The organism is Roseovarius sp. TE539 (assembly GCF_003298505.1).
GTDB lineage: Bacteria > Pseudomonadota > Alphaproteobacteria > Rhodobacterales > Rhodobacteraceae > Roseovarius.
The window spans coordinates 199,308-221,922 of record NZ_QNGB01000002.1 but is presented as its reverse complement, the minus strand read 5'-3'; the positions used below and the strand labels follow the sequence as shown (position 1 = coordinate 221,922).

Annotated in this window: 22 protein-coding genes; 17 read left to right on the top strand and 5 right to left on the bottom strand. The window is 64.3% G+C overall.

Annotated features, from left to right (window positions below; all coding sequences use genetic code 11):
* Positions 1 to 11: 11 nt before the first annotated feature.
* Positions 12 to 1,262, bottom strand: coding sequence for a VWA domain-containing protein (locus tag DQW77_RS02375; RefSeq protein WP_113256561.1), 1,251 nt, complete (start codon positions 1,260 to 1,262; stop codon positions 12 to 14).
* Between the two features lie 58 nt (positions 1,263 to 1,320).
* The gene (locus DQW77_RS02370; RefSeq protein ID WP_113256608.1) at positions 1,321 to 2,229 is read right to left on the bottom strand and encodes a MoxR family ATPase; all 909 of its coding nucleotides are present in this window, start codon (positions 2,227 to 2,229) and stop codon (positions 1,321 to 1,323) included.
* 176 nt (positions 2,230 to 2,405) lie between these two features.
* Between DQW77_RS02370 and DQW77_RS02365 the strand changes: the two genes are divergently transcribed.
* The 13 genes from DQW77_RS02365 (at position 2,406) to DQW77_RS02305 (ending at position 15,810) form a co-directional block, all read left to right on the top strand.
* Positions 2,406 to 3,371 (top strand): phosphoadenosine phosphosulfate reductase, encoded by a 966-nt coding sequence (locus DQW77_RS02365; RefSeq protein ID WP_113256560.1) that lies wholly within the window; start codon positions 2,406 to 2,408, stop codon positions 3,369 to 3,371.
* A 66-nt stretch (positions 3,372 to 3,437) separates the two neighbouring features.
* Entirely contained in the window at positions 3,438 to 4,481 is a 1,044-nt protein-coding gene (pyrC, locus tag DQW77_RS02360; RefSeq protein WP_113256559.1) for a dihydroorotase, read from the top strand.
* Positions 4,478 to 5,152, top strand: a complete 675-nt coding sequence (locus DQW77_RS02355; protein ID WP_113256558.1) for an orotate phosphoribosyltransferase — start codon at positions 4,478 to 4,480, stop codon at positions 5,150 to 5,152. The genes pyrC and DQW77_RS02355 overlap by 4 nt, the downstream gene beginning before the upstream one ends.
* Positions 5,153 to 5,478: 326 nt before the next feature.
* Positions 5,479 to 6,978 (top strand): replicative DNA helicase, encoded by a 1,500-nt coding sequence (locus DQW77_RS02350; RefSeq protein WP_113256557.1) that lies wholly within the window; start codon positions 5,479 to 5,481, stop codon positions 6,976 to 6,978.
* Positions 6,979 to 7,076: 98 nt separating this feature from the next.
* The gene (gene alr / locus DQW77_RS02345; protein WP_113256556.1) at positions 7,077 to 8,114 is read left to right on the top strand and encodes an alanine racemase; all 1,038 of its coding nucleotides are present in this window, start codon (positions 7,077 to 7,079) and stop codon (positions 8,112 to 8,114) included.
* Positions 8,111 to 8,896, top strand: a complete 786-nt coding sequence (locus DQW77_RS02340) for an ABC transporter permease (RefSeq protein ID WP_113256555.1) — start codon at positions 8,111 to 8,113, stop codon at positions 8,894 to 8,896. Before alr ends, DQW77_RS02340 begins: the two co-directional genes overlap by 4 nt.
* Positions 8,893 to 9,639: an ABC transporter ATP-binding protein gene (locus tag DQW77_RS02335; RefSeq protein ID WP_113256554.1), complete on the top strand. Its 747-nt coding sequence runs from the start codon at positions 8,893 to 8,895 to the stop codon at positions 9,637 to 9,639. Before DQW77_RS02340 ends, DQW77_RS02335 begins: the two co-directional genes overlap by 4 nt.
* A gap of 159 nt (positions 9,640 to 9,798) precedes the next feature.
* Positions 9,799 to 11,214: an MATE family efflux transporter gene (locus DQW77_RS02330; RefSeq protein WP_113256553.1), complete on the top strand. Its 1,416-nt coding sequence runs from the start codon at positions 9,799 to 9,801 to the stop codon at positions 11,212 to 11,214.
* A 128-nt stretch (positions 11,215 to 11,342) separates the two neighbouring features.
* Entirely contained in the window at positions 11,343 to 11,786 is a 444-nt protein-coding gene (locus DQW77_RS02325) for a paraquat-inducible protein A (protein WP_113256552.1), read from the top strand.
* 32 nt (positions 11,787 to 11,818) lie between these two features.
* Positions 11,819 to 13,183, top strand: coding sequence for a DNA repair protein RadA (gene radA, locus DQW77_RS02320; RefSeq protein WP_113256551.1), 1,365 nt, complete (start codon positions 11,819 to 11,821; stop codon positions 13,181 to 13,183).
* A gap of 26 nt (positions 13,184 to 13,209) precedes the next feature.
* The gene (locus DQW77_RS02315; protein WP_113256550.1) at positions 13,210 to 13,770 is read left to right on the top strand and encodes a CvpA family protein; all 561 of its coding nucleotides are present in this window, start codon (positions 13,210 to 13,212) and stop codon (positions 13,768 to 13,770) included.
* A gap of 116 nt (positions 13,771 to 13,886) precedes the next feature.
* Complete coding sequence (purF, locus tag DQW77_RS02310; RefSeq protein WP_113256549.1) at positions 13,887 to 15,371, top strand: amidophosphoribosyltransferase; 1,485 nt, start codon at positions 13,887 to 13,889, stop codon at positions 15,369 to 15,371.
* Between the two features lie 160 nt (positions 15,372 to 15,531).
* Positions 15,532 to 15,810 (top strand): hypothetical protein, encoded by a 279-nt coding sequence (locus tag DQW77_RS02305; protein WP_147094917.1) that lies wholly within the window; start codon positions 15,532 to 15,534, stop codon positions 15,808 to 15,810.
* A 78-nt stretch (positions 15,811 to 15,888) separates the two neighbouring features.
* Here the strand turns inward: DQW77_RS02305 and DQW77_RS02300 are convergent, their stop codons facing one another.
* Positions 15,889 to 16,455 (bottom strand): biotin transporter BioY, encoded by a 567-nt coding sequence (locus tag DQW77_RS02300; RefSeq protein WP_113256547.1) that lies wholly within the window; start codon positions 16,453 to 16,455, stop codon positions 15,889 to 15,891.
* Positions 16,456 to 16,565: 110 nt separating this feature from the next.
* Between DQW77_RS02300 and DQW77_RS02295 the strand changes: the two genes are divergently transcribed.
* The 4 genes from DQW77_RS02295 to DQW77_RS02280 all read left to right on the top strand — a co-directional run bounded on the left by DQW77_RS02295 (position 16,566) and on the right by DQW77_RS02280 (position 19,974).
* Positions 16,566 to 17,219 (top strand): SDR family oxidoreductase, encoded by a 654-nt coding sequence (locus DQW77_RS02295; RefSeq protein ID WP_113256546.1) that lies wholly within the window; start codon positions 16,566 to 16,568, stop codon positions 17,217 to 17,219.
* A gap of 69 nt (positions 17,220 to 17,288) precedes the next feature.
* Complete coding sequence (surE, locus tag DQW77_RS02290) at positions 17,289 to 18,071, top strand: 5'/3'-nucleotidase SurE (protein ID WP_113256545.1); 783 nt, start codon at positions 17,289 to 17,291, stop codon at positions 18,069 to 18,071.
* Positions 18,068 to 18,727, top strand: coding sequence for a protein-L-isoaspartate(D-aspartate) O-methyltransferase (locus tag DQW77_RS02285; RefSeq protein ID WP_113256544.1), 660 nt, complete (start codon positions 18,068 to 18,070; stop codon positions 18,725 to 18,727). The genes surE and DQW77_RS02285 overlap by 4 nt, the downstream gene beginning before the upstream one ends.
* Positions 18,728 to 18,792: 65 nt before the next feature.
* Positions 18,793 to 19,974, top strand: a complete 1,182-nt coding sequence (locus tag DQW77_RS02280) for a peptidoglycan DD-metalloendopeptidase family protein (protein ID WP_113256607.1) — start codon at positions 18,793 to 18,795, stop codon at positions 19,972 to 19,974.
* Here DQW77_RS02280 and DQW77_RS02275 read toward each other — a convergent pair.
* A complete protein-coding gene (locus tag DQW77_RS02275) occupies positions 19,962 to 21,395 on the bottom strand; it encodes an amidase (protein WP_113256543.1) in 1,434 nt (477 codons plus the stop codon). The genes DQW77_RS02280 and DQW77_RS02275 overlap by 13 nt on opposite strands.
* Positions 21,396 to 21,481: 86 nt before the next feature.
* Positions 21,482 to 22,609: a peptide chain release factor 2 gene (gene prfB, locus DQW77_RS02270; protein WP_113256542.1), complete on the bottom strand. Its 1,128-nt coding sequence runs from the start codon at positions 22,607 to 22,609 to the stop codon at positions 21,482 to 21,484.
* Positions 22,610 to 22,615: the final 6 nt, after the last annotated feature.

Sequence of the window (22,615 nt, the reverse complement as noted above, 5' to 3'; positions counted from 1 at the left end):
TGGACGCAGCCCTACAGAGCGGACATCAACCGGTCTTTCTCGCCAGTGTCACCGGGACGGGTGATGGCGGCGGCCAGATCCTCCAGAGTGGCGATGGAGTGCCCGGCCCGGAAACTGTCGACATGGGGCAGCATGGCGGCGATGCCCTTCGCTCTGGGGGCGAAACCCTCCCACCTAAGCAGCGGATTGAGCCATATCAGGTGGCGCGATGACAGGTGCAACCGCTCCATCTCGCGGGAGAGGCCGTCGGGATCGTCGCGATCCAGCCCGTCGGTGATCAGGAGCACCACCGCCCCGGCGCCCATGACACGGCGCGACCAGTCGCGGTTGAAACTGTGCAGGCAGGCGCCGATCCGCGTGCCCCCTTCCCAATCCTGCGCCTCGCGACCGGCCGCCGCAAGGGCCGTGTCCACGTCGCGGTTGGCCAGGTGCCGGGTGATGTTGGTCAGTCGGGTGCCAAAGGTGAACGCGTGAACCCTGGCCCAGCCGGCGCCCTTGCGGTTGCTTACGGCATGGAGAAAATGCAAGACCATGCGGCTGTATTGGCTCATGGAGCCCGAAATGTCGCAAAGCACGACAAGGTTGGGCCAGCGCGGCCGCGGTTTCTGCATGTGGATCTGGCGCATCTCGCCGCCCCGCCGCATCGCCGCACGGATGGTTCTGCGCGCATCGAGTCGGTGTCCGGCATGGCTTGCCTGGCCCCGACGCGATGGCAGCGGCCGCACCGGCAGGGTCATCCCGGCCAGGAGGCGCTTGGCCTCGGCGGTCTCGGCGGCGCTCATCTGTTCGAAATCGAGGCTGCGCAGACGTTCTTCCCCCGACATGGTGGCTGATGCGTCAATCTCCAGCTCCTCGCCCGGCTCTTGCGTGCCGGTCTCGGGGCGGTCGGGCTCGGCCCCGTCGAGAAGCGCCTCGGCCGCGCGTCGTTCGGCGGCCTGCGCGATCCGGTCGTCCTGTGCGCCATGAATGGCAGGCAGCATCATCGACATCATGTGTTCCATGAACCGCGGATCCCGCCAGTAAAGGCGAAAGACCTGAGCGAAAACGACCCGATGCTCGGGGCGCGAGACAAAGCAGGCCTGCAGCGTCCAGAAGAAATCCGTCCTCGAGGTGAAGCCCGCAGCCTCGACGGCGCGTATGGCGTCGATCACCCGGCCGGTTCCGATCGGCAGCCCCGCCCGGCGCAGTGCCCGGGCGAAATGGGTGATGTTGTGCGTGAGCCGGGGTCTCTCCGGCAGGTCGGGCGGCGCCGGTCCGGTCATGGCACCGCGCGGGGGCGCTGCCCCCGCACCCCCGAGGTATTTGAAGCCAGATGAAGCCTCATGCCGGATCCAGCCCCGCGCGCACCTCGTCCAGAATGCGCTTGGCTTCCGAGCCCTGCAGGCGGGCGATGTCGTCCTGGTATTTGAGGATCGCCCCCAGCGTGTCGGTGATGACCTCGGGGCTGAGGCTGATCACGTCGAGCGCCAGCAGGCATTTCGCCCAGTCGACGGTTTCCGCGACACCGGGCTTCTTGAACAGATCCTCGCCGCGCAGCCTCTGAACGAAGGCCACGACCTCGCGGCTGAGGCGTTCGGCGGCCTCGGGGGCGCGGGCGCGCAGGATCTCGATCTCGCGGTCGAATGCGGGGTAGTCGACCCAGTGGTACAGGCATCGGCGCTTGAGGGCGTCATGCACTTCGCGGGTCCGGTTCGAGGTCAGGATCACGATCGGCGGTTCGGGCGCGCGGATGGTGCCGAGTTCCGGGATCGTGACCTGAAAGTCGCTCAGCGCCTCGAGCAGGAATGCCTCGAAAGGTTCATCGGTGCGGTCGATCTCGTCGATCAGCAGCACCGGCGCACCGCCCGATTGCCACCTCATTGCCTGCAGCAGCGGACGTTCGATCAGGAATTCCTCGGTGAAGAGTTCGTCCTTGAGCATCTCGCGATCGACACCGCCCGAGGCTTCCGCGGCGCGGATGGCGATCATCTGCTCGGCGAAGTTCCATTCATAGACGGCGGTCGCGGAGTCGAGGCCCTCGTAGCACTGCAACCGGATCAGGCGCCGTCCCATGGCCGCGCTCAGCGCCTTGGCGATCTCGGTCTTGCCGGTGCCCGCCTCGCCCTCGAGGAAAAGCGGGCGGCCCAGTTTCAGCGCCAGATAGGCGACGGTCCCGAGCGCCCGCCCGCACACGTAGCCCTGTGCGCCGAGACGGGATTGCACATCGTCTATGCTGGAAATCAGGGACATCGCGGCCCTCCTTTCGGGCCAACACCTGCACACGACCTGTCCCGCGTCAAGCCGCGCCCGCGGTGCGCTGTCCTGCAAACTGCTTGGTTTTTCCCAAATTCCGCCCAGATTGAGGCCTATCACCATCGTCAACAACCCGTGAGAAAGCGGGGACCCTGTAATGAGGACCGAGTGTGATGAAGGACATGCCGCATGCTGTCGATACGCCACTGACGGGACTGTCAGACCGTGAGGCATGGCTGGACAAGGTTGCGACCATTGCCGAGGAGACCGGGTATCTGGAACGTCTGGGGGCGCGTCATGCCGCCATCCTGATCGAGGAGAAGCCCACCCTGCTGGTCAGCTTCGAGACCCATGACAGCATCGAGCGCCTTTCCGAAAAGGCGCAACCGATGGGGTGGGAAATGGTCCGCGCCCTGGGGTGGTCACATCTTTGCATCCTCGGCGACGGGGACACATGGTTCCGCGACAGGCGTGTCTTCGGCTTTTTCGACCGGCTGGTCGATGACGGCTTCTTCGAGGACTTCGAGCAGGTCATCTTCTACGGGGCGGGCGAGTGCGGTTACGCGGCGGCCGCCTTCTCGGTTGCCGCGCCCGGCGCGACGGTGATCGCGGTACAGCCACAGGCCTCGCTCGATCCGCGGGTGGCGGAGTGGGACGACCGTTTCGTGCACATGCGGCGCACCTCCTTCACGGATCGTTACGGGTATGCGCCCGACATGCTGGACGCGGCCGATCGCGCCTTCGTGCTCTATGATCCGGAGATCGAGCTTGACGCCATGCATGCCGCGCTTTTCACCCGTGACAACGTCACCAAGTTCCGGATGCGTTTCATGGGCAGCCCGATGGACGAGTCGCTGACGCGCACCGGCATACTGCTGCGGATCCTCGCCCAGGCCAGCGCCGGCAAGCTTGACCGGGTGCGACTGGCAGGGCTGTTCAGGGCGCGGCGCAAGGATCTTACCTATCTGCGGACCTTGCTCAAGCGGCTGGAATCCGACGGCCGTCTCTATCTCAATGCGGTGCTGGGACAATACGTGATGGCGCGGCGGCCCGGGCCGCGCTTTCGCAAGAGCGTGCGGGCCGCCTATGACAAGGCGCGGGAGCTGGGCCGCCCGATGCCCGAGCGCACGGTCGACTGACCCCTTGCGCCGGAGCGGCGCAATCGCCGTCTGGAAAACCTGTGCGCGATTGGCTAAAGCCGGAACATGACCGCGTCCCTGACAATAACCCGCCCCGACGACTGGCATCTTCACCTGCGCGACGGCGCCGTTCTGCGTGCCGTGCTGCCGGCGACCGCGCGCCACTTCGCCCGCGCCATCATAATGCCCAACCTGGTGCCACCGGTGGTGACCGGGGCGGACGCGGCTGCCTATCGTGATCGGATTCGCGCGGCCCTGCCCCATGGGCAGGACTTCACGCCGCTGATGACCCTCTATCTGACCGAGGACACCGATCCCGACGACGTGGCGGACGCCCATGCCGCCGGGCTGATTGCGGCAGTCAAGCTCTACCCCGCCGGGGCGACCACCAACTCCGCGTCCGGCGTGCGCGATTTCGACCGGGTACGCCCGGTCCTGGAGCGACTGGCGGATTTGGGCCTGCCGCTCTGCGTTCACGGCGAAGTGAGCGACGCCGAGGTCGATATCTTCGATCGCGAGGCGGTTTTCATCGACCGGGTGCTAGATCCGATTCGGCGCGCCACACCGGGGCTGCGGGTCGTCCTGGAACATGTGACGACACGCGAGGGGCTGGAGTATGTCCGCAGTGCCGACACCGGCCTTGGCGCCACGATCACCGCGCACCACCTGGTCATCAACCGCAATCATCTGCTCTCTGGCGGAATCCGGCCGCACTACTATTGCCTGCCGGTGGCAAAACGCGAAACCCACCGCCGCGCGCTGGTGGCGGCGGCGACCTCGGGGGATGCACGGTTCTTCCTGGGCACCGACAGCGCGCCGCATGTGAACGCGGCCAAGGAAACCGCCTGTGGGTGCGCCGGCTGCTTCACTGCGCCGAATGCGATGGCGGTCCTGGCGCATGTGTTCGAGGCCGAGGAGGCCCTGGAGCGCCTCGAAGGTTTTACCTCGATCAACGGCGCGGGATTCTACGGGATGGCCCAGAATACCGGCAGCCTGACCCTTGTCCGCGGCGACGAGGCCGCGTCCTGCCCGCCGAGCATCCCGACAGAGGACGGCCCCGTAACTGTCTTCGATCCCGGCTTTCCCCTTCACTGGAGTGTTTCCGAATGATCCCCTCAAGCTATCCCGCGCGCGACGAGATCGCCCACCTGACCGCGCGCATGCTTCTCGAGGCGCAGGCGGTGCATTTCAACGCCGAGGCGCCGTTCACGCTTGCGTCGGGCAAGTCATCGCCCACCTATATCGACTGCCGGAGGCTGATCTCGTTTCCGCGGATCCGCGCGACGCTGATGGATTTCCTGGCCGTCACCGTCATGCGGGACGCCGGGTTCGAGGCGTTCGACAACATCGCCGGCGGCGAGACCGCGGGAATCCCGTTCGCGGCGCTGATCGCGGAACGGATGGGCCTGCCGATGAGCTATGTGCGAAAGAAACCCAAGGGGTATGGCCGCAATGCACGGATCGAGGGGACAATCCGGGACGGCGACAGGGTACTTCTGGTCGAGGATCTGACAACCGACGGGGGCAGCAAGCTGAGCTTCGTGGACGCGATTCGCGACACCGGCGCCATTTGCGCGCACACGGCGGTGATCTTCTATTACGGCATATTCGCCGGCACCCGGGCCACGCTGGCCGATCACGGTGTGACGCTCCACCACCTTTGTACGTGGTGGGATGTGCTGGCCGCTGCCCGCGAGGCCGGAAATGTCGATGCCGTGACGCTGGATACGGTTGAAACCTTCCTGCGCGACCCCGCAAGCTGGCAATCCGCGCACGGCTGAGGCACGGGCGATTCGGCGGCTCAGCCGGCTTCAAGCCACTGCGGCGTGTGGTCCGGCAAAATTTCCCGATTATGGCAACGATGCCGCTGACCCGGGCATTCTTGACCAGATATTGACGAAAGCAAAGATTTCACCCCAATATAAGGGGCGGCCGGGTTATCCACAGAAACATACAGCTTGCCCCGGGCCGGGTGACATTCGTATGACATCGCAGACCCGAAAGGGACTTGGTCAGCGATCTCCGGCCCACGTCATCGCGCCGGACACCACGACCAGGCAAAACGCCGGCCGCACGCAACGGCCTGCACGAAAGAGCGGAACGGGACATGAACGAAGTCGCAGCATTCAACGCCACCGGAACGGAGGCGGACACCGCCGGGTCCATGCCGCACTCCATCGAGGCCGAACAACAGCTTCTGGGTGCGATCCTGACCAATAACGAGGTCTATGACCGCATTGCAAACCTGATCGGACCGCAGCATTTCTACGATCCGGTTCACGGACGGATCTTTGAAACCGCCGCCGCGCGGATCGCCAGGAACAACCTTGCCTCGCCGGTCACCCTCAAGGCGTTCTTCGAGGATGACGAGGGCCTGAAGGAGCTGGGTGGCGCGGCCTATCTGGCCCAGCTTGCAGGTGCGGCGATCAGCGCCTTCGCGGTGCGCGACTACGCTCAGATGATCTACGACATGGCGATCCGCCGCGAATTGATCGCCCTGGGCCATGACATCGCCGCCAAGGCTGCCCGGGTCGAAGTGGCATCGGAGCCCGCCGACCAGATCGTGGAGGCCGAACAACACCTTTACCAACTCTCCGAACAGGGCCGAAGTGAAACCGGATTCCAGAGTTTTCTCAAGGCGGTAACCGACGCGGTGGACATCGCCAATGCCGCCTATCAACGCGATGGCGGACTCGCCGGAATCTCGACCGGGCTGGTGGACATGGACCGCAAGCTTGGCGGGCTTCACAAATCGGACCTGCTGATCCTCGCCGGGCGTCCGTCCATGGGTAAGACCTCGCTGGCCACGAATATCGCCTTCAACATCGCCCGCGCCTACAAGCGCGGTGAACTTCCCGATGGTCGCGAAGGGGCTGTCGATGGCGGTGTGGTTGGCTTCTACAGCCTTGAAATGAGTGCCGAACAACTGGCCGCGCGGGTGCTTTCGGAGGCCAGCGAGGTGCCGTCCGAACAAATCCGCCGCGGCGACATGACCGAGGCCGAGTTCCGCCGCTTCGTGGAGGCGGCAAAGGCCCTCGAATCCTGTCCGCTCTTCATCGACGACACGCCAGCCCTGCCGATCAGCCAGCTTGCCGCGCGGGCCCGCCGGCTCAAGCGGACTCACGGGCTCGACGTGCTGATCGTTGATTACCTGCAATTGGTGCGCCCCGCCTCCTCGCGGACCGAGGGCCGTGTCAACGAGGTCAGCGAGATCACGCAGGGCCTCAAGGCCATCGCCAAGGAGCTGGACATTCCCGTTGTCGCGCTCAGCCAGCTTTCGCGCCAGGTGGAAGCCCGCGAGGACAAGCGCCCGCAGCTTTCCGACCTGCGCGAATCGGGCTCCATCGAACAGGACGCGGATGTTGTCATGTTCGTCTTCCGTGAAGAATATTATGCCGAGCGCGAGAAACCGTCCGAGGACAAGCTCGATGAAATGGCCACGTGGCAAGAGCGGATGGAAAAGCTTCACGGCAAGGCCGAGGTGATTATCGGAAAGCAGCGCCACGGGCCCATCGGTTCGGTCGAGCTTTCCTTCGAGGGCCGCTTCACCCGCTTCGGCAACCTCGTGCGTCCCTGGCAGCAGGATAGCGGGGATACCAGCTTCTGAGCCGAAGGCCATCCATGGGCGTCCGGGCCCTGGCGCCGGCCTCAGGCGGCAGCGCCATTTCCCCTTGACCCGGCGGCCTTGCATGTCAAAACCCTTTCATGGCCACTGCGACCCTGACCATCGACCTTGACGAGATCGCCGCCAATTGGCGGACCCTCGACCGCATGACCGAAAGCGAGACAGCGGCGGTGGTCAAGGCGGATGCCTACGGGCTGGGCGCGCATCGCGTCGCCCGCGCGTTGGCCCGTGAAGGGGTGCGCAGTTTTTTCGTGGCCATCGCGGAGGAAGGGGCCGCCCTTCGCCAGGCCCTCGGGCCGGGGCCGGCGATCAATGTCTTTTCCGGGCACATGCCCGGTGATGCCGACATGATCAACGACCTTGAACTGACGCCGATGCTCAACTCGGTGGATCAGCTCATCCGCCATGTCGAGGCCCTGCCGGGCGCGCCCTTCGGCCTGCAACTGGACAGTGGCATGAATCGCTTGGGAATGGAGCCCGCGGAATGGGCCGCGGTGCGCGACATCGCACTGGCCCAGAACCCGACACTGGTGATGACACACCTGGCCTGCGCCGACGACCCCGAGCACCCGATGAACGCAGCGCAGCTTCAGAACTTCCGCGAGATGACCGACGGCATAGAGGCGCCCCGAAGCCTTGCCAATACCGGCGGCGTCCTGATGGGACCCGACTATCACTTCGATCTGGCGCGGCCCGGTATCGGGCTTTACGGCGGATTGCCATACGTGGATGCGCGCCCGGTCGTGACGCTCGAGATTCCCGTGATCCAGTGCCGCGATATCGAGGCGGGCGAAACAGTGGGATACGGCAACGACTACTCCGCCCCCGAACCGCGCCGTATCGCCACCATCTCGGCGGGATATGCCGACGGGATCATTCGGGCCATGGGCCCCAACGCAAGGGTCTTTGCCGAAGACACGCCCTGCCCTGTCACGGGCCGCATCTCGATGGATCTGATCGGCGTGGACATCACCGCGCTGGCCGAGGATCCGAAATCGGTGGAGCTTCTGGGCCTGCATCAATCGATTGATACCCTGGCGGATGCGGCCGGCAGCATCGGCTATGAAATTCTCACTTCGCTGGGGCCGCGTTACACGCGGCGTTACCTCGGCGGATGAAACTTGCCTTCACCCTGCTGGCCGCGGTCGGGCGGCATGTTCTGGCCGGGCTGGCGATGATCGGCCGGGTGGCACTCTTTGCCGCAGAAACCGTTTCCCACCTGATGCGCCCGCCGTTCTACGCCCGCGAGTTCGGTCATGCGCTCGTGCAGATCGGCTGGCTTTCGCTTCCGGTTGTCGGGTTGACGGCGCTATTCACCGGCGGCGCCCTGGCGTTGCAGATCTACGCCGGCGGCTCCCGTTTCAACGCGGAAACCGTTGTGCCCTCCATCGTCGCAATCGGGCTCACGCGGGAGCTTGGGCCGGTCCTGGGCGGGTTGATGGTGGCGGCACGGGTGGCCTCGTCCATCGCGGCCGAAATCGGCACCATGAAAGTCACCGAACAGATCGACGCGCTTACCACCCTGTCGACCAACCCGATGAAATACCTGACCCTGCCAAGGGTGCTTGCGGCCACGCTGGCGGTGCCGCTGCTCGTGGGTGTGGGGGACGTGATCGGGATCATGGGCGGCTTTCTGGTGGGGGTCGGGCGGCTGGAGTTCGGCGCCGCCACCTACCTGCACAACACGCTGGATTTCCTCGAGGCATGGGATGTCATCTCGGGGCTGGTGAAGGGCGCGGCCTTCGGTTTCATCGTGGCCCTGATGGGGTGCTATTACGGCATGCATTCGGGCCGCGGCGCGCAGGGCGTGGGCCGGGCCACGAAATCGGCGGTGGTCGCGTCCTCGGTGCTGATCCTTGCCGCGAACTATATCCTGACGGAGGTCTTCTTCTCGGCATGATCGAGCTTTCGGACGTTCACAAGGCCTTTGGTGACAACCACGTTCTGCGCGGGGTCGACCTGCGGGTGGAGTCTGGCACCTCGATGGTCATCATCGGGGGCTCCGGCACCGGCAAGTCCGTGGCGTTGAAATGCATCCTGGGGCTGGTTCATCCCGACAGCGGCATCATCACCCTGGACGGCCGCGATGTGACCAAGGGCGACCGCGATGCCTTTCTTGCCCGCTTCGGGATGCTCTTTCAGGGCGGCGCCCTCTTCGACAGCCTCTCGGTGTGGCAGAACGTGGCCTTCCGCCTGCTGCGCGGCAGCCTCAAGCGCCCACGGGACGAAGCACGCGAGATCGCTGTCGAGAAATTGCGCCGGGTCGGACTCAAACCGGAACAGGCCGATCTCTTCCCGGCCGAACTTTCGGGCGGCATGCAGAAGCGCGTCGGCCTCGCGCGGGCCATCTGCGCCGATCCCGAAATAATCTTCTTTGATGAACCGACCACCGGGCTTGATCCCATCATGTCGGGTGTCATCAACGATCTGGTCCGCGAGATCGTCACCGAAATGGGGGCGACGGCAATGACGATCACCCACGACATGACCAGCGTGCGCGCCATCGCCGACAATGTCGCGATGCTCCATGACGGTGTGATCCAGTGGACCGGCCCGGTCTCGGGCATGGATCAGTCCGGCGACCCTTACCTCGATCAGTTCATTCACGGCCGCGCCGACGGCCCGATCGAGGCGGTGCGCTGACCCACACGGCCACGGCAGACCGACACATTTCGATGATGGACAGAACACGGTGCCGGAATGTAAGCTCCGGTATCGCAGCGGTTTTCCGTGGCTTCGACGTACTTTCAGGCGTCAAGAATTAGGCGACAAGTTCAATTTGATCGCAACGGGGGAAATGATTTGACCAAGAGTTCCGAAAGAGAATTCACCGAAGGCAGCCTGATGAAGCATGTCGCGGTGATGTCGCTGACTTCGAGCGTCGGCATCATGGCGATTTACGTGGTCGATCTGTTCGACATCCTGTTCATCTCCATGCTGGGCCACCGCGAAATGGCCGCGGCAGCGGGCTACGGAAGCACGGTGCTTTTCTTTGTCAGCACCATCAACATGGGTCTTTCCATCGGCACCGGCACACTGGTGGCCTTTGCCCTGGGGGAAAAACGCAAGGATCGCGCCCGGCAGATCGCGACAAGCGCAATGATCGCCGCCGTGACCGCCGGCATCTTCATACCCATCGTCATGATCCCCTACATGCCGTTCCTTCTTGGCCTGATCGGCGCACGTGGCGAAGTGAACGACATGGCTATGACCTACCTTATCATCATCCTGCCGGCGACCTGCTTTTCCGGCATGGCGATGTGCGCCATCGCGGTTCTCCGGTCGCGTGGTGTGGCGAAATGGTCGATGTATCCCTCCCTGACCGGGGCGCTGGTCAACCTGATCATGGATCCGATCCTGATTTTCGGCCTGGACCTAGGGCTTCAGGGCGCAGCCGCGGCAACGGTCATGGCCCGGATGATGACTTTCGCGCTCGCGATCTACGCGGCAGGCATCATGCGGCAGGGGTTCGCGCGTATCGGGTGGGCCGAGTTCCGCTACGACATCCCACGCCTCATGCGCTACTCCACGCCGGCCGTAATCTCCTCGATCGCTGCGCCTGTGGGCCAGGCAATCATCATGCGCTACATTGCCAAGTTCGGTCCCGAGGCGGTGGCCGGCCTTGCGGTGATCGGGCGGCTGGCCCCGGTCGTCTTTTCGGTCGTGAATGCTCTTTACGGCTCGATCGGCCCGATAATCGGACAGAATTTCGGTGCCGGAAAGATGGACCGTGCAAGATCGGCCTATTTCGAGGCGCTGAAATTCCTTGCTGCCTATGTCGTCGCGGTGACGCTGGTGCTCTATCTGTTCAGGGTGCCCATTGCGGATGCGTTCGGCGCCCAGGGACTCACCCGCGAAATCCTGTATTTCTATTGCGGTCCGCTTGCCACGATCTCGTTCTTCAACGGGTCGATCTTCATCTCCAATGCGGCCTTCAACAACCTTGGGTACCCGGGATACTCCCCGATCCTCAACTGGGCGCGCAACACCATCGGTATCCTGCCCTTCGTCGCGGTCGGCGAACAGATCATGGGTGTCTGGGGGGTGGCCTACGGGTTCCTGCTGGGGGCGATCGTCTTCTCGCTGATCGCCATCTTCACGACGCTGCGCCTCAAGCCGTTCGCCGAAGAGGCGCGCAATCAGAAATACCGCAAGACGTCGTTCGAGGGCGATCAGGAGCACGAGATGATGCACAAGGGCGATTCCATGCATCTGTGAAAAACCGGGCGGCGATGGACACGGCAGCGCCGGAAGGGATGCGCTGACAACAGCCGTCCCAAGCATGGGCGGGGCTTCCGTTTGGCCGGTTCGCAGGCATAGACCGCCCACAACCCCGGAGGCCGCCAATGCTCTTGAAGGTCGCGAACATTTCCTTGCTGGTTCTCTTTCCCGTTGCCTGGTTCGCACCGTTGATGCGGGCGGGGGTTCTGCCGCTCTTCGGGTTGAGCGAGATCAGCATCATCTCGGCACTGCAATCGCTGTGGGAAACGGATGTCTTCCTTGCCCTTGCCGTGACCTTCTTCGCCCTTTTCGCGCCCTACATGAAAACCATTGGCCTGGGGTTGATCCATTTCGGCCTGCTGCGGCGCAAGACCCTGCCGATCCTGCAGGTTCTGGGCAAGCTGGCAATGGCCGACGTCTTTCTCGTGGCGCTCTATATCACCGTCGCCAAGGGGGTCGGCCTGGCCCGGATCGAGGTTGCGTGGGGGCTTTACCTCTTTACCGGCTGCGTGCTGGTGGCGATCATGCTCGGCATCCTGACCGGACGCGGGCGCCGCATTGGGGTTTGACCGGCTGTCATCGCTGGTGCATGAGGCCACGGATGGCAAAGACAACATCCTTCACCTGTGCCGCTTGCGGCGCCGTCCACTCCAAATGGTCGGGGCGTTGCGACGGCTGTGGCGAATGGAACACGATTCACGAGGACACACCGCTTTCCTCCGGCCCGTCCGCCGTCAGCCTCGGGAAGGCCAAGGGCAACCGGATCAAACTCGGCGATCTGGCAACCGAAGAGGCGCCGCCCCCCCGCAGTGAAAGCGGCCTTGCCGAACTTGATCGCGTTCTGGGCGGGGGGCTGGTTGCCGCTTCGGCGGTGCTGGTCGGCGGTGATCCCGGTATCGGCAAATCAACCCTTCTGCTGCAGGCCGCGGCGCAGTTCGCGCAGGCAGGGTTGAAAACGGTTTATGTCTCGGGCGAGGAAGCCCGTGCGCAGATCCGCCTGCGGGCGCGGCGCCTCGGGCTGGCCGACGCGTCGGTCAAGCTGGCCGCCGAAACCGCACTGCGCGACATCGTGACCACGCTGGAAGCCGAGAGGCCCGATCTCGTCATCATCGATTCCATCCAGACAATGTGGTCGGATTCCGTGGGCAGCGCCCCGGGCAGCGTCGCGCAGGTCCGCGCCGCCGCGCACGAGCTGACCGCCTTTGCCAAGCGCCGCGGCACCTGTGTGATCCTTGTCGGGCATGTCACCAAGGACGGCCAGATCGCCGGCCCCCGTGTGGTCGAGCACATGGTCGATACCGTTCTCTATTTCGAGGGTGAGCGGGGCCACCAGTTCCGCATCCTGCGCTCGGTCAAGAACCGTTTCGGGCCGGCTGACGAGATCGGGGTCTTCGAGATGACCGGAACCGGGCTGGCCGAGGTCACCAATCCATCTGCCCTTTTCCTGTCCGAGCGTGGCGCGCCCGCCCCCGGCTCTGCCGTATTTGCCGGAATCGAGGGCACGCGCCCCGTGCTGGTCGAGTTGCAGGCGCTGGTCGCGCCAACGCCACACGCACAGCCACGGCGCGCGGTCGTCGGCTGGGACGGCGCGCGACTGGCAATGATCCTTGCGGTGCTCGAGGCGCGGTGCGGCATTCCCTTCGCCGGGATGGATGTCTATCTCAATGTCGCCGGCGGCATGAAAATCTCGGAACCCGCCGCCGATCTGGCCGTGGCCGCCGCCCTTCTGAGCGCGCGCGAGGATTCCGCCCTGCCCGCGGATACGGTCGTGTTCGGCGAAATCAGCCTTTCCGGCGCGCTGCGTCCGGTGGGCCAGACCGAAAACAGGTTGAAAGAAGCCCGAAAACTTGGTTTCACATCGGCAATAGCGCCGTCTGGTGGTAAGACCGGCGGTACAAGCGGGCTGAGCCTCACCCGGATGGGCGATCTGACCGCGTTCGTGGGCGAGATTTTTGGCGCCGGTTAGCCGCCGCAAGGGACAGGACGGGATATATGGAAGGTTTCACCATCATCGACGGCGTGGTCGCGGTCGTCATCGTTCTGTCTGCCCTTCTTGCCTATTCGCGGGGGCTGGTGCGGGAGGCACTGGCGATCGCGGGCTGGGTGGCGGCGGGTATCGTGGCCTTCGTATTCGCCCCGCAGGTGGAGCCGCTTGTCAAGGAAGTGCCTGTCATAGGCGAATTCATCGCCGACAGTTGTGAACTCAGCATGATCGGCGCCTTTGCTGTCATCTTTGCAGCGGCCCTGATAATCGCCTCCCTGATCACGCCCCTCTTCGCCTCTCTGGTGCAGCGATCGGCGCTCGGAGGTCTCGATCAGGGGCTTGGTTTCCTCTTCGGTGTGGCACGCGGGGTGCTTCTGGTGGCGATTGCCTATTTTGTTTACGAAACCGTGGTGACCTCCCAGAACATACAAATGGTCGATGACAGTCGCTCCGCGCGGATCTTCTCGCGGATGACCGACAGCATCCAGAACGGCAACCCCGAAGCCGCGCTCGGATGGATCACCGAGCAGTACGAACAACTCGTGAGCGCCTGTGACAGCGAAGCCTGATCCGCGCAAATGATTGCCGGCCCGGCATGATAGTTTCGTGACACTGCTTGATCGAACGCGTAGAAGGAGCGTGACCGCAGTCATCGGATTCGGAGCTGCCAGCTTTGTCCAGACAGATGCCCCCCGCCCATCCTTTCGATTTTGATGCCGCCCGCACCGAAGGCGACGACGACAAGCTCAGGGAAGAGTGCGGCGTTTTCGGCGTCACCGGAGTCACCGATGCGGCCAACTTCGTCGCGCTTGGTCTTCATGCCCTGCAGCATCGTGGGCAGGAGGCCGGCGGCATCGTCGCCCATCACCCGGAACACGGCTTCAACAGCGCGCGCCGCTTTGGATATGTGCGGGACAATTTCACCCGCCAGTCCCTGATGGAAACCTTGCCGGGTCCGCTGGCCATCGGGCATGTCCGGTATTCCACCTCCGGGACAAAGGGTGCTGTGATCCGCGACGTGCAGCCCTTTTTCGGCGAGTTTTCGATGGGCGGAGCGGCGATTGCCCATAACGGCAACATCACCAACGCGGTCGCCCTGCGCCGCGAACTGATCGAACGCGGATCCATTTTCCAGTCCAACTCCGACAGTGAATGCATCATTCATCTCATGGCGCGTTCGCTTCAGCGCAACATTCCCGAACGGATGGAGGATGCGCTGCGCCGGGTCGAGGGGGCGTTCTCGATCGTGGCAATGACCCGCACCAAGCTGATCGGTGTGCGCGATCCTCTTGGTGTGCGCCCGCTGGTCCTCGGCCAGATCGGCGATAACGGTGGCTGGGTGCTGAGTTCCGAAACCTGTGCGCTGGACATTATCGGCGCCCGGCTCGTTCGTGAACTCGAACCCGGCGAGATGGTGGTGATCACCGAGGACGGCGTTGAAAGCCGCCAGCCCTTCCGCAGCGTGAAATCACGCTTCTGCATCTTTGAGCATGTCTATTTCTCGCGCCCCGACAGCATCATCGGCGGCCGGTCGGTTTACGAGACGCGCTGCCAGATCGGCGTGGAACTGGCCAGGGAAGCGCCGGTCGAGGCAGATCTCGTCTGTCCGGTTCCCGATTCCGGCACGCCCGCCGCGATCGGCTATTCCCAGCAAAGCGGTATCCCTTACGCAATGGGAATCATCCGCAATCAGTACATGGGCCGCACCTTCATCGAGCCGACCGAGCAGATCCGCAACATGGGTGTACGGTTGAAACTGAACGTCAACCGTGCCCTGATCGAAGGCAAGCGTGTCATCCTGGTGGATGACAGCGTGGTGCGTGGCACCACCAGCCGCAAGATCAAGGAAATGATCCTCGATGCCGGGGCGGCCGAGGTGCATTTCCGGATTGCATCGCCGCCCACCTCCTGGCCTTGTTTCTACGGGGTCGACACCCCGAACCGCGAAAAATTGCTGGCCGCCACCATGAGCGAGGAGGAGATGCGCGATCACCTCGCGGTGGACAGCCTGCGGTTCATCTCGCTCGATGGCCTTTACCGTGCCGTGGGTGAGCCCGGCGGACGTGATGGCGCTTGTCCGCAATACTGCGATGCCTGTTTTTCCGGAGAATATCCGATCGAGCCGTCGGACATGATCGAAAAGGGTTTCGAACTCAAGGCGGCGGAATAAAAGCCACGCATGTCCGCCGGCTCTTGCGCGTCAACATGTCGCAGTGCCGTGCATGCTGCATTGCCCGTTTCTTGCTTCCATCGGCTGTCCGCCGGGTATAGCTGCCGCCTTCGGTCCTTGCAGCGCAAGCGAGGCGGAAACGACAACCCTGGACAGCCCGATGACCCATGCGGACGACACGACGGAAACGACGTTCCGGACCAAGATGGCCGCGACGGAATTCGTTGCCCTGTCCGTCGCGCGCCCCCTGCTCGTCGGCACATTCATCGGGCCGGACGGGTGCAAGGCGTTGGTCCGCATGCCGTCAGGTGACATCAGAACGATGCGCGCGGGTGACCGGATCGGTCAGGCCACCGTCACCTCGATAACCGAAGGCCGCTTGCGTCTCACGCTTCGGGACCATGATTACGAGATCACCATCCCGGGCCGTCCAAGCTGATACTGCAGGCTGGCATGAAAAACGCCGCCCCCGCAAGGGACGGCGCCTTGTTCATCCGCCGGCTTGACGCCGCAAAGATCAGCCGTGCCGCGCCTTCAATGCCTTCCAGCCGCCCCATACAACCATCGCCGCCATCGCTGCCTTGATCATATCGCCCAGCAGGAACGGTGCCATCCAACCGGCCCAGAGATCCGGCAGCGACGTGCCGAGCATGGCGGCCGGCCATGCCAGGCCGGGGATGTAAAGCAGGGCCGAGATCACCATGCCGCAGATCGCCGTCGAAACGATCCCGCGGGCCGCACCCTTCTCGACCGCCAGACCGGCCAGCCAGGCCATCCCGACAAAACCGTAAAGGAACCCGGCCGTCGGTCCAACAAGTGCCGCCGTTGACATCCCGTTGGCAAAGACCGGAAGGCCCATGGCGCCCTGTGCGAGATAGGCCAGCACCGTCACAGCCCCAAGCCGCGCGCCGAAAGTCAGACCGACGATCAGGATCGCGAGGGTTTGCAGGGAGATCGGAACCGGCCAACCGACGCTTGCCTGCGCGGCCAGTGCGATGAACAACGAGCCACCGAGTACCAGGCCCGCCTTCTTGATAAGAGTATCCTGGCCGATCGTGGCCTTGACGAGTACGTTGTCACGCATCTTTCGCGTCCTTTCATCCCTGACTTCCTGCACGACTTTTTCGCCACCGACGCCGGAAAGTCAAGCAATCAGCCTTGAATTAAACGCCGTGCAATGGGATTGGCCAAGGCATGACCGACACCAATCAACAAAAGACCGCCCTTGTCACCGGTGCGTCGCGCGGGCTTGGCGCGGCCCTGGCCGAGGCCCTGGCCGAGACCCATCATGTCGTGGCCGTGGCGCGCACCACGGGGGCGCTCGAAGAGCTGGATGATCGTATCCGCACGGCCGGCGGGATGGCGACGCTGGCCCCCATGGATATCACCAATGCCGATGCCATGGCTCATCTTTGCAGGTCGATTCATGACCGTTGGGGCAAACTGGATCTATGGGCACATTGCGCGATCCACGCCGCACCGTTGGCGCCGGCCGCCCATATCGACGCGAAGGACTGGGAAAGGTCCGTGGCCTGCAACGTGACCGCGACAGGGCGGCTGATCCCGTTCGTCGCGCCGCTTCTGGGGGAAGGCGGGACGGCGCTGTTCTTCGAGGATGGAATGGCCGGGGAACGCTACTTCGGGGCTTATGGATCCACCAAGGCCGCGCAGATCGCGCTTGCGCGCAGCTGGGCGGCTGAAACCTGGCGCACCGGGCCGGCCGTCCATGTGCTCGTGCCGCGGCCCATGCCAACCGCGACCCGGGCGCGGTTTCATCCCGGAGAACCGCGCGCGCCCCTGAACGATCCCTCGGGCGAAGCACGCCGCCTTTTGGCACAGATCACCTGATCCAAGGGGCGCTTGCCCGGCGGGCAAGGCACGGATAGACATGACCACAGGCAGCAAGGGCAGGAAAACATGCGCATACTGATTACCAATGACGACGGCATAAACGCGCCCGGACTACAGGTTCTGACCGAAATCGCGGAAGAACTGGCCGGGCCGGATGGCGAGGTCTGGACAGTGGCGCCGGCCTTCGAGCAATCGGGCGTGGCGCATTGCATCTCCTTCACCCAACCGATGATGATCTCGCAGTTGGAGGAACGCCGGTATGCCGCGCAGGGCAGCCCGGCGGATTGCGTGCTGGCCGGCGTTCACGACGTGATGACGGACGCGCGCCCCGACCTGGTGCTTTCCGGGGTGAACCGGGGCAACAATTCGGCCGAGAACGCGCTTTATTCCGGCACCCTCGGTGGCGCGATGGAAGCGGCGCTTCAGGGCCTCCCCGCCATCGCGCTGAGCCAGTATTACGGGCCGGAACAGAGGGATCAGGAAGATCCCTTCGAGGCGGCCCGCCTGCACGGGCTGGAAACGCTGCGGCGCATTCTCGATCGCGGCGTCTGGACCCGCGATGATTACGGAATATTCTACAACGTGAACTTCCCTCCGGTTCCGGCGGCGGGTGTCAAGGGCGTGCGCGTGGCGCCTCAGGGGTTCCGGCGAGACATGGGGTTCGGGGTGGAGCCCCATATCGCTCCCTCCGGGCGCCGCTTCCTCTGGGTCACCGGTGCCCCGCAGCAGCAGGAGACACACCCCGGCACTGATGCGGACCTGAACCTGAAGGGCTACATTTCCGTCACTCCCATGCGCGCAGACCTGACCGCGCATGACGTGCTGGAGTCCTTGAAAGCGATAGAATGACCGGCAATGACGCAAGCAGCGATGCGGAGCGCAAGATGCAGTTCCTGTTCGCGCTGCGCTCCAAGGGTGTGACAGATACCAGCGTCCTGACGGCGATGGAGCGGATCGACCGGGCGCCTTTCATCCGCGGCTATTTCGCCGACCGCGCCTATGAGGACATGCCGCTGCCTATCGCCTGCGGCCAGACCATCAGCCAGCCATCGGTCGTGGGTCTGATGACCCAGGCACTCAGGCTCAGCCCGCGTGACAAGGTGCTGGAGGTGGGCACCGGCTCGGGCTATCAGGCAGCGATCCTCAGTCAGCTGGCGCGGCGGGTCTACACCGTTGACCGGCACAAGCGCCTGGTCCGAGAGGCCGGTGCGATCTTTAGGCAGCTTGACCTGACGAACATCACCGCCGTCACCGCCGATGGCAGTTTCGGCTTGCCGGATCAGGCCCCGTTCGACCGTATCCTTGTCACCGCGGCGGCCGAGGATCCGCCCGGCCCGCTCTTGGCGCAGCTCAAGATTGGCGGTATCATGGTGGTTCCGGTCGGGCAGTCCGACACGGTGCAAAGCTTGATCCGTGTTACCCGCGGCGAAGGCGGGCTTGACTATGAAGAACTCCGGCCGGTGCGCTTCGTGCCGCTGGTCGAGGGGCTGGGCCGCGATGGATGAGCGGCGGCAACGAATTCAGAACCCCGGCCGACACGGGGCGCGCAGATGATGAGGACGGCAGCGAAATGAACTTTCCCACACGACAGGGCATGCTTCTGGCCACAGCCGCGGTGCTGATGCTTGGCGCGTGCAGAGGACCGCTTGATTTCGATCTCCGCAGCGGGCCGGGTGTGCTGAACACCTCGGACGCCGCACGCAACGCGACAGCCACGCGCCCGAAGCCGGATGAACGCGGCATCATTTCTTACCCGGGCTATCAGGTGGCGGTGGCACAACGTGGCGACACGATTGAAAGCCTTGCGGCCAGGATCGGCGCGGATCCGGCCACCCTTGCGCGCTTCAATGGCATCAAGGTGGAGGATTCTTTGCGTCAGGGTGAAATCATCGCCCTGCCCGAACGTGTGCCGGAACCCGAGGGCGGCCCGATCCGCCCGCCCGGCGGGGTGGACATAAACGCGATCGCGGGAAATGCGATTGACGAAGCCGACAGCGACGACATCGAGACCACGGCACTGGATCCCGCGCGCACCGGGGTACAACCCGTCCGCCACAAGGTGGCACGCGGGGAAACCGCTTACACGATCGCGCGGCTATATGACGTTTCGGTGCGCGGCCTTGCGGACTGGAACGGCCTCGGGGCCGATTTTGCCGTGCGCGAGGGCCAGCATCTTTTGATACCTGTCAGCCTGCCCGAGTCCGAGGAAGAGGCCGGCGCCCCTCTGGACGCGACCGGCACGGGCCAGACGGCCCTCCCCGGGACCGGCACGACGGTTCCCGACCCGCCAAGCGCGGACGATCCTCTTCCGGAGGAAGAAACGACGCCGCCCGGTGACAACGAGACGGAGGAAACCGAGGCCCCAGACCTGAGTGGGGACATCACCCGGTCAGCGGAGAACTCCGCGCGAATGATGATGCCGGTCAGGGGCGATATCGTGCGCGAGTACTCCAAGGGCAAGAACGAAGGGATTGATATCGCGGCCAGTCCCGGAACCGCCGTCAATGCCGCCGATGACGGGGTCGTCGCGGCCATCACCGAAGATACGCGCGGCATTCCGATCATCGTGATGAAGCATGACGACAACATCCTGACCGTCTATTCCAATGTCGGCGTGGTGGCAGTGGAGAAAGGCGAAAGCCTTGAACGCGGGGCCAAGCTTGCCGAGATCCGCGAGGACGGACCCGCGACCATGCATTTCGAGGTCCGGGACGGTTTCGAAAGTGTCGATCCCTCTCCTTATCTCGAATAGGCCCGTATCGCGGTGTCGTCCGGGGGATGGGCCTGCGGCCAGTTCGTGGCGTCGTGAAACGCTTCCGCCAGTCTGAGAAGGCGTGCGTCGTCGCCGTGCCGCCCAATCAGCTGCATCCCCATGGGCCGCCCGTCGATCCCGAAACCGGCGGGCACCGCCACCGCGGGCAGCCCCGCAAGGCTTGCCGGTATCACGACCTCCATCCAGCGATGGTAGGTGTCCATATCCTGCCCGGCGATCCTGTCGGGCCACGCCTTTTCCAGCGCGAACGGCCAGACCTGCGCCGTTGGCAGCGCAAGGGCATCATATCGATCGAACAAGGCCGCCGCGCTCCGGTACCACTGCGACCTGGTCACGCTCGCGGCATGCACGTCCATGGCGCTCAGGGCCCGGCCGCGCTTGATTTCCCAAAGAGCCTCCGGCTTGAGGCGCGCCGCCGCGCCGGCCTCCTCCAGGAGCGGGGACAGCACCGCCGCGACGCCCCAGTTCCGCAACACGGTCCAGCTTTCCCAAAGCGCGTCGCGCCCGAAAGGTGCCGGCAAGGGATCAATGACGCAGCCAAGATCGGCAAGAACAGTCAGCGCGCGCTCGCACAGATCCAGAATCCCGGGTTCGAAGGGCAGCGCGCCACCCCAGTCCCCCAGCCATCCGATACGCGCGCCATCGGCGTCAGCCTCCGGAGCGGCGGCGGCAAAGCCGGGCATCGCGAAGGGCAGCCGCCGGTCCGGACCGGCCATCACATGCAGAAGCAGCGCCAGATCCGACGGGCTGCGTGCCATCGGCCCACGGGTCGAGAGTTGTTGCAGGAAACTGTCGCCTTCCGGCTCCCCGGGGATCAGGCCCCAGGACGGGCGCATCCCGTAGACATTGTTCCATCCTGCCGGATTGCGCAAAGAACCCATCATGTCGGAGCCGTCGGCAACACACAGCATCCGCGCCGCCAGCGCCACGGCCGCACCGCCGGACGAGCCGCCGCAACTGAGGGACGTGTCATAGGGGTTCGCCGTAACACCGTGGACAGGATTGTAGGTGTGGCTGCCGAGCCCGAATTCCGGCGTGTTCGTCTTGCCGACCGGGATCGCCCCCGCGGCGCGCATCCGCGCGACATGAAGATCGTCGTGATCGGCCACCTGCCCTGCAAAGAGCGGTGACCCCTGCGAGGTCGGCAGCCCACGGACATCGGCAAGATCCTTCACCGCGACCGGCAAGCCATGCAGCGGCCCCCGCTCCCCCGCCATGTCGGCCCGACGCGCCGCGGACAACAGATCATCGGCGTTCCGCAGGGACACGATGGCATTGAGGGTGTCATTGACGTCATCGACACGCGCGAGGGTCGCGCGCATCACCTCTTCGCAACTCACGGCCCCTCGTGCGATCTGCGCGGTCAGGTCACGCGCGCCCAGTTCAAGGATGTCGTTCATGGATCAGACCCCGGATATGGCGACCGGCCCGCTGGCGCGAAATTGCGGCATCACCGGACCGGGGCCGTCTTTGCGGCGGACACGGTTCAGGCCTCGCCCTGTGCTTCCGCACGGGACTTGCCGCTCACGTTCATGGCCAGCGTCGCCGCCATGAACTGATCCAGGTCCCCGTCCAGTACACCTTTGGTATCTGAGGTTTCCACACCTGTGCGCAGATCCTTCACCATCTGATAGGGCTGCAGCACGTAGGACCGGATCTGGTTGCCCCACCCGGCATCGCCCTTGGCTTCATGCGCCTCGTTGATGGCCTCGTTCCGGCGATCCAGTTCCATCTGATACAGCCGCGATTTCAGGGCCTTCATGGCGATATCGCGGTTCTGGTGCTGGGATTTTTCGGAGCTCGTCACGACGATGCCCGTGGGGTGATGGGTGATCCTCACCGCCGAGTCGGTCGTGTTCACATGCTGACCGCCGGCGCCCGAACTGCGATATGTATCAACACGGATATCAGCCGGGTTCACCTCGATTTCTATGTCGTCGTCGACCACGGGGTAAACCCAGACCGAGCAGAATGAGGTATGCCGCTTCGCAGCCGAGTCGAACGGCGAGATACGCACCAGCCGGTGAACGCCGGACTCGGATTTCAGCCAGCCATAGGCATTCGGACCGCTTATCTTGTACGCGGCGGACTTGATCCCGGCTTCGTCCCCCGGCGATTCCGATTGCAATTCCACGGTGAAGCCGCGTTTTTCAGCCCAGCGGACATACATCCGTGCCAGCATCGCGGCCCAGTCGCAACTTTCCGTGCCCCCTGCCCCGGCATTGATTTCGAGAAAAGTGTCATTGCCGTCCGCCTCGCCATTCAGCAGCGCTTCAAGCTCCTTTGCGGCGGCGCGGCGTGCCAGCCGCTTGAGGCTGGCCTCGGCTTCCTCGACAACCTCGGTGTCATCCTCGGCCTCGCCCAGTTCGATCAGATCGACCGTGTCGGTCAGCTCTTGCCGGATGGAATCATGGGTTTCAATGGCGTCGACAAGGCTCTGCCGGTCACGCATCAGCTTCTGGGCCTTTGCCGGATCGTCCCACAAGGTCGGATCCTCGACACGGGCGTTGAATTCCTCCAGCCGGTGATGGGCTGTTTCCCAGTCCATCCGCTGGCGCAGAAGCTCCAGCGAATTTTCAATGTCGGCGATCGTGCTCTGGGTCTCGGCGCGCATCGGCTC

Excerpts from the sequence above, each read along its gene's own strand:
- DQW77_RS02375 (WP_113256561.1), bottom strand. The coding sequence starts at position 1,262 with ATGACCGGACCGGCGCCGCCCGACCTGCCGGAGAGACCCCGGCTCACG.
- DQW77_RS02370 (WP_113256608.1), bottom strand. The coding sequence starts at position 2,229 with ATGTCCCTGATTTCCAGCATAGACGATGTGCAATCCCGTCTCGGCGCA.
- DQW77_RS02365 (WP_113256560.1), top strand. The coding sequence starts at position 2,406 with ATGAAGGACATGCCGCATGCTGTCGATACGCCACTGACGGGACTGTCA.
- pyrC (WP_113256559.1), top strand. The coding sequence starts at position 3,438 with ATGACCGCGTCCCTGACAATAACCCGCCCCGACGACTGGCATCTTCAC.
- DQW77_RS02355 (WP_113256558.1), top strand. The coding sequence starts at position 4,478 with ATGATCCCCTCAAGCTATCCCGCGCGCGACGAGATCGCCCACCTGACC.
- DQW77_RS02350 (WP_113256557.1), top strand. The coding sequence starts at position 5,479 with ATGAACGAAGTCGCAGCATTCAACGCCACCGGAACGGAGGCGGACACC.
- alr (WP_113256556.1), top strand. The coding sequence starts at position 7,077 with ATGGCCACTGCGACCCTGACCATCGACCTTGACGAGATCGCCGCCAAT.
- DQW77_RS02340 (WP_113256555.1), top strand. The coding sequence starts at position 8,111 with ATGAAACTTGCCTTCACCCTGCTGGCCGCGGTCGGGCGGCATGTTCTG.
- DQW77_RS02335 (WP_113256554.1), top strand. The coding sequence starts at position 8,893 with ATGATCGAGCTTTCGGACGTTCACAAGGCCTTTGGTGACAACCACGTT.
- DQW77_RS02325 (WP_113256552.1), top strand. The coding sequence starts at position 11,343 with ATGCTCTTGAAGGTCGCGAACATTTCCTTGCTGGTTCTCTTTCCCGTT.
- radA (WP_113256551.1), top strand. The coding sequence starts at position 11,819 with ATGGCAAAGACAACATCCTTCACCTGTGCCGCTTGCGGCGCCGTCCAC.
- DQW77_RS02315 (WP_113256550.1), top strand. The coding sequence starts at position 13,210 with ATGGAAGGTTTCACCATCATCGACGGCGTGGTCGCGGTCGTCATCGTT.
- purF (WP_113256549.1), top strand. The coding sequence starts at position 13,887 with ATGCCCCCCGCCCATCCTTTCGATTTTGATGCCGCCCGCACCGAAGGC.
- DQW77_RS02305 (WP_147094917.1), top strand. The coding sequence starts at position 15,532 with ATGACCCATGCGGACGACACGACGGAAACGACGTTCCGGACCAAGATG.
- DQW77_RS02300 (WP_113256547.1), bottom strand. The coding sequence starts at position 16,455 with ATGCGTGACAACGTACTCGTCAAGGCCACGATCGGCCAGGATACTCTT.
- DQW77_RS02295 (WP_113256546.1), top strand. The coding sequence starts at position 16,566 with ATGACCGACACCAATCAACAAAAGACCGCCCTTGTCACCGGTGCGTCG.
- surE (WP_113256545.1), top strand. The coding sequence starts at position 17,289 with ATGCGCATACTGATTACCAATGACGACGGCATAAACGCGCCCGGACTA.
- DQW77_RS02285 (WP_113256544.1), top strand. The coding sequence starts at position 18,068 with ATGACCGGCAATGACGCAAGCAGCGATGCGGAGCGCAAGATGCAGTTC.
- DQW77_RS02280 (WP_113256607.1), top strand. The coding sequence starts at position 18,793 with ATGAACTTTCCCACACGACAGGGCATGCTTCTGGCCACAGCCGCGGTG.
- DQW77_RS02275 (WP_113256543.1), bottom strand. The coding sequence starts at position 21,395 with ATGAACGACATCCTTGAACTGGGCGCGCGTGACCTGACCGCGCAGATC.
- prfB (WP_113256542.1), bottom strand. The coding sequence starts at position 22,609 with ATGCGCGCCGAGACCCAGAGCACGATCGCCGACATTGAAAATTCGCTG.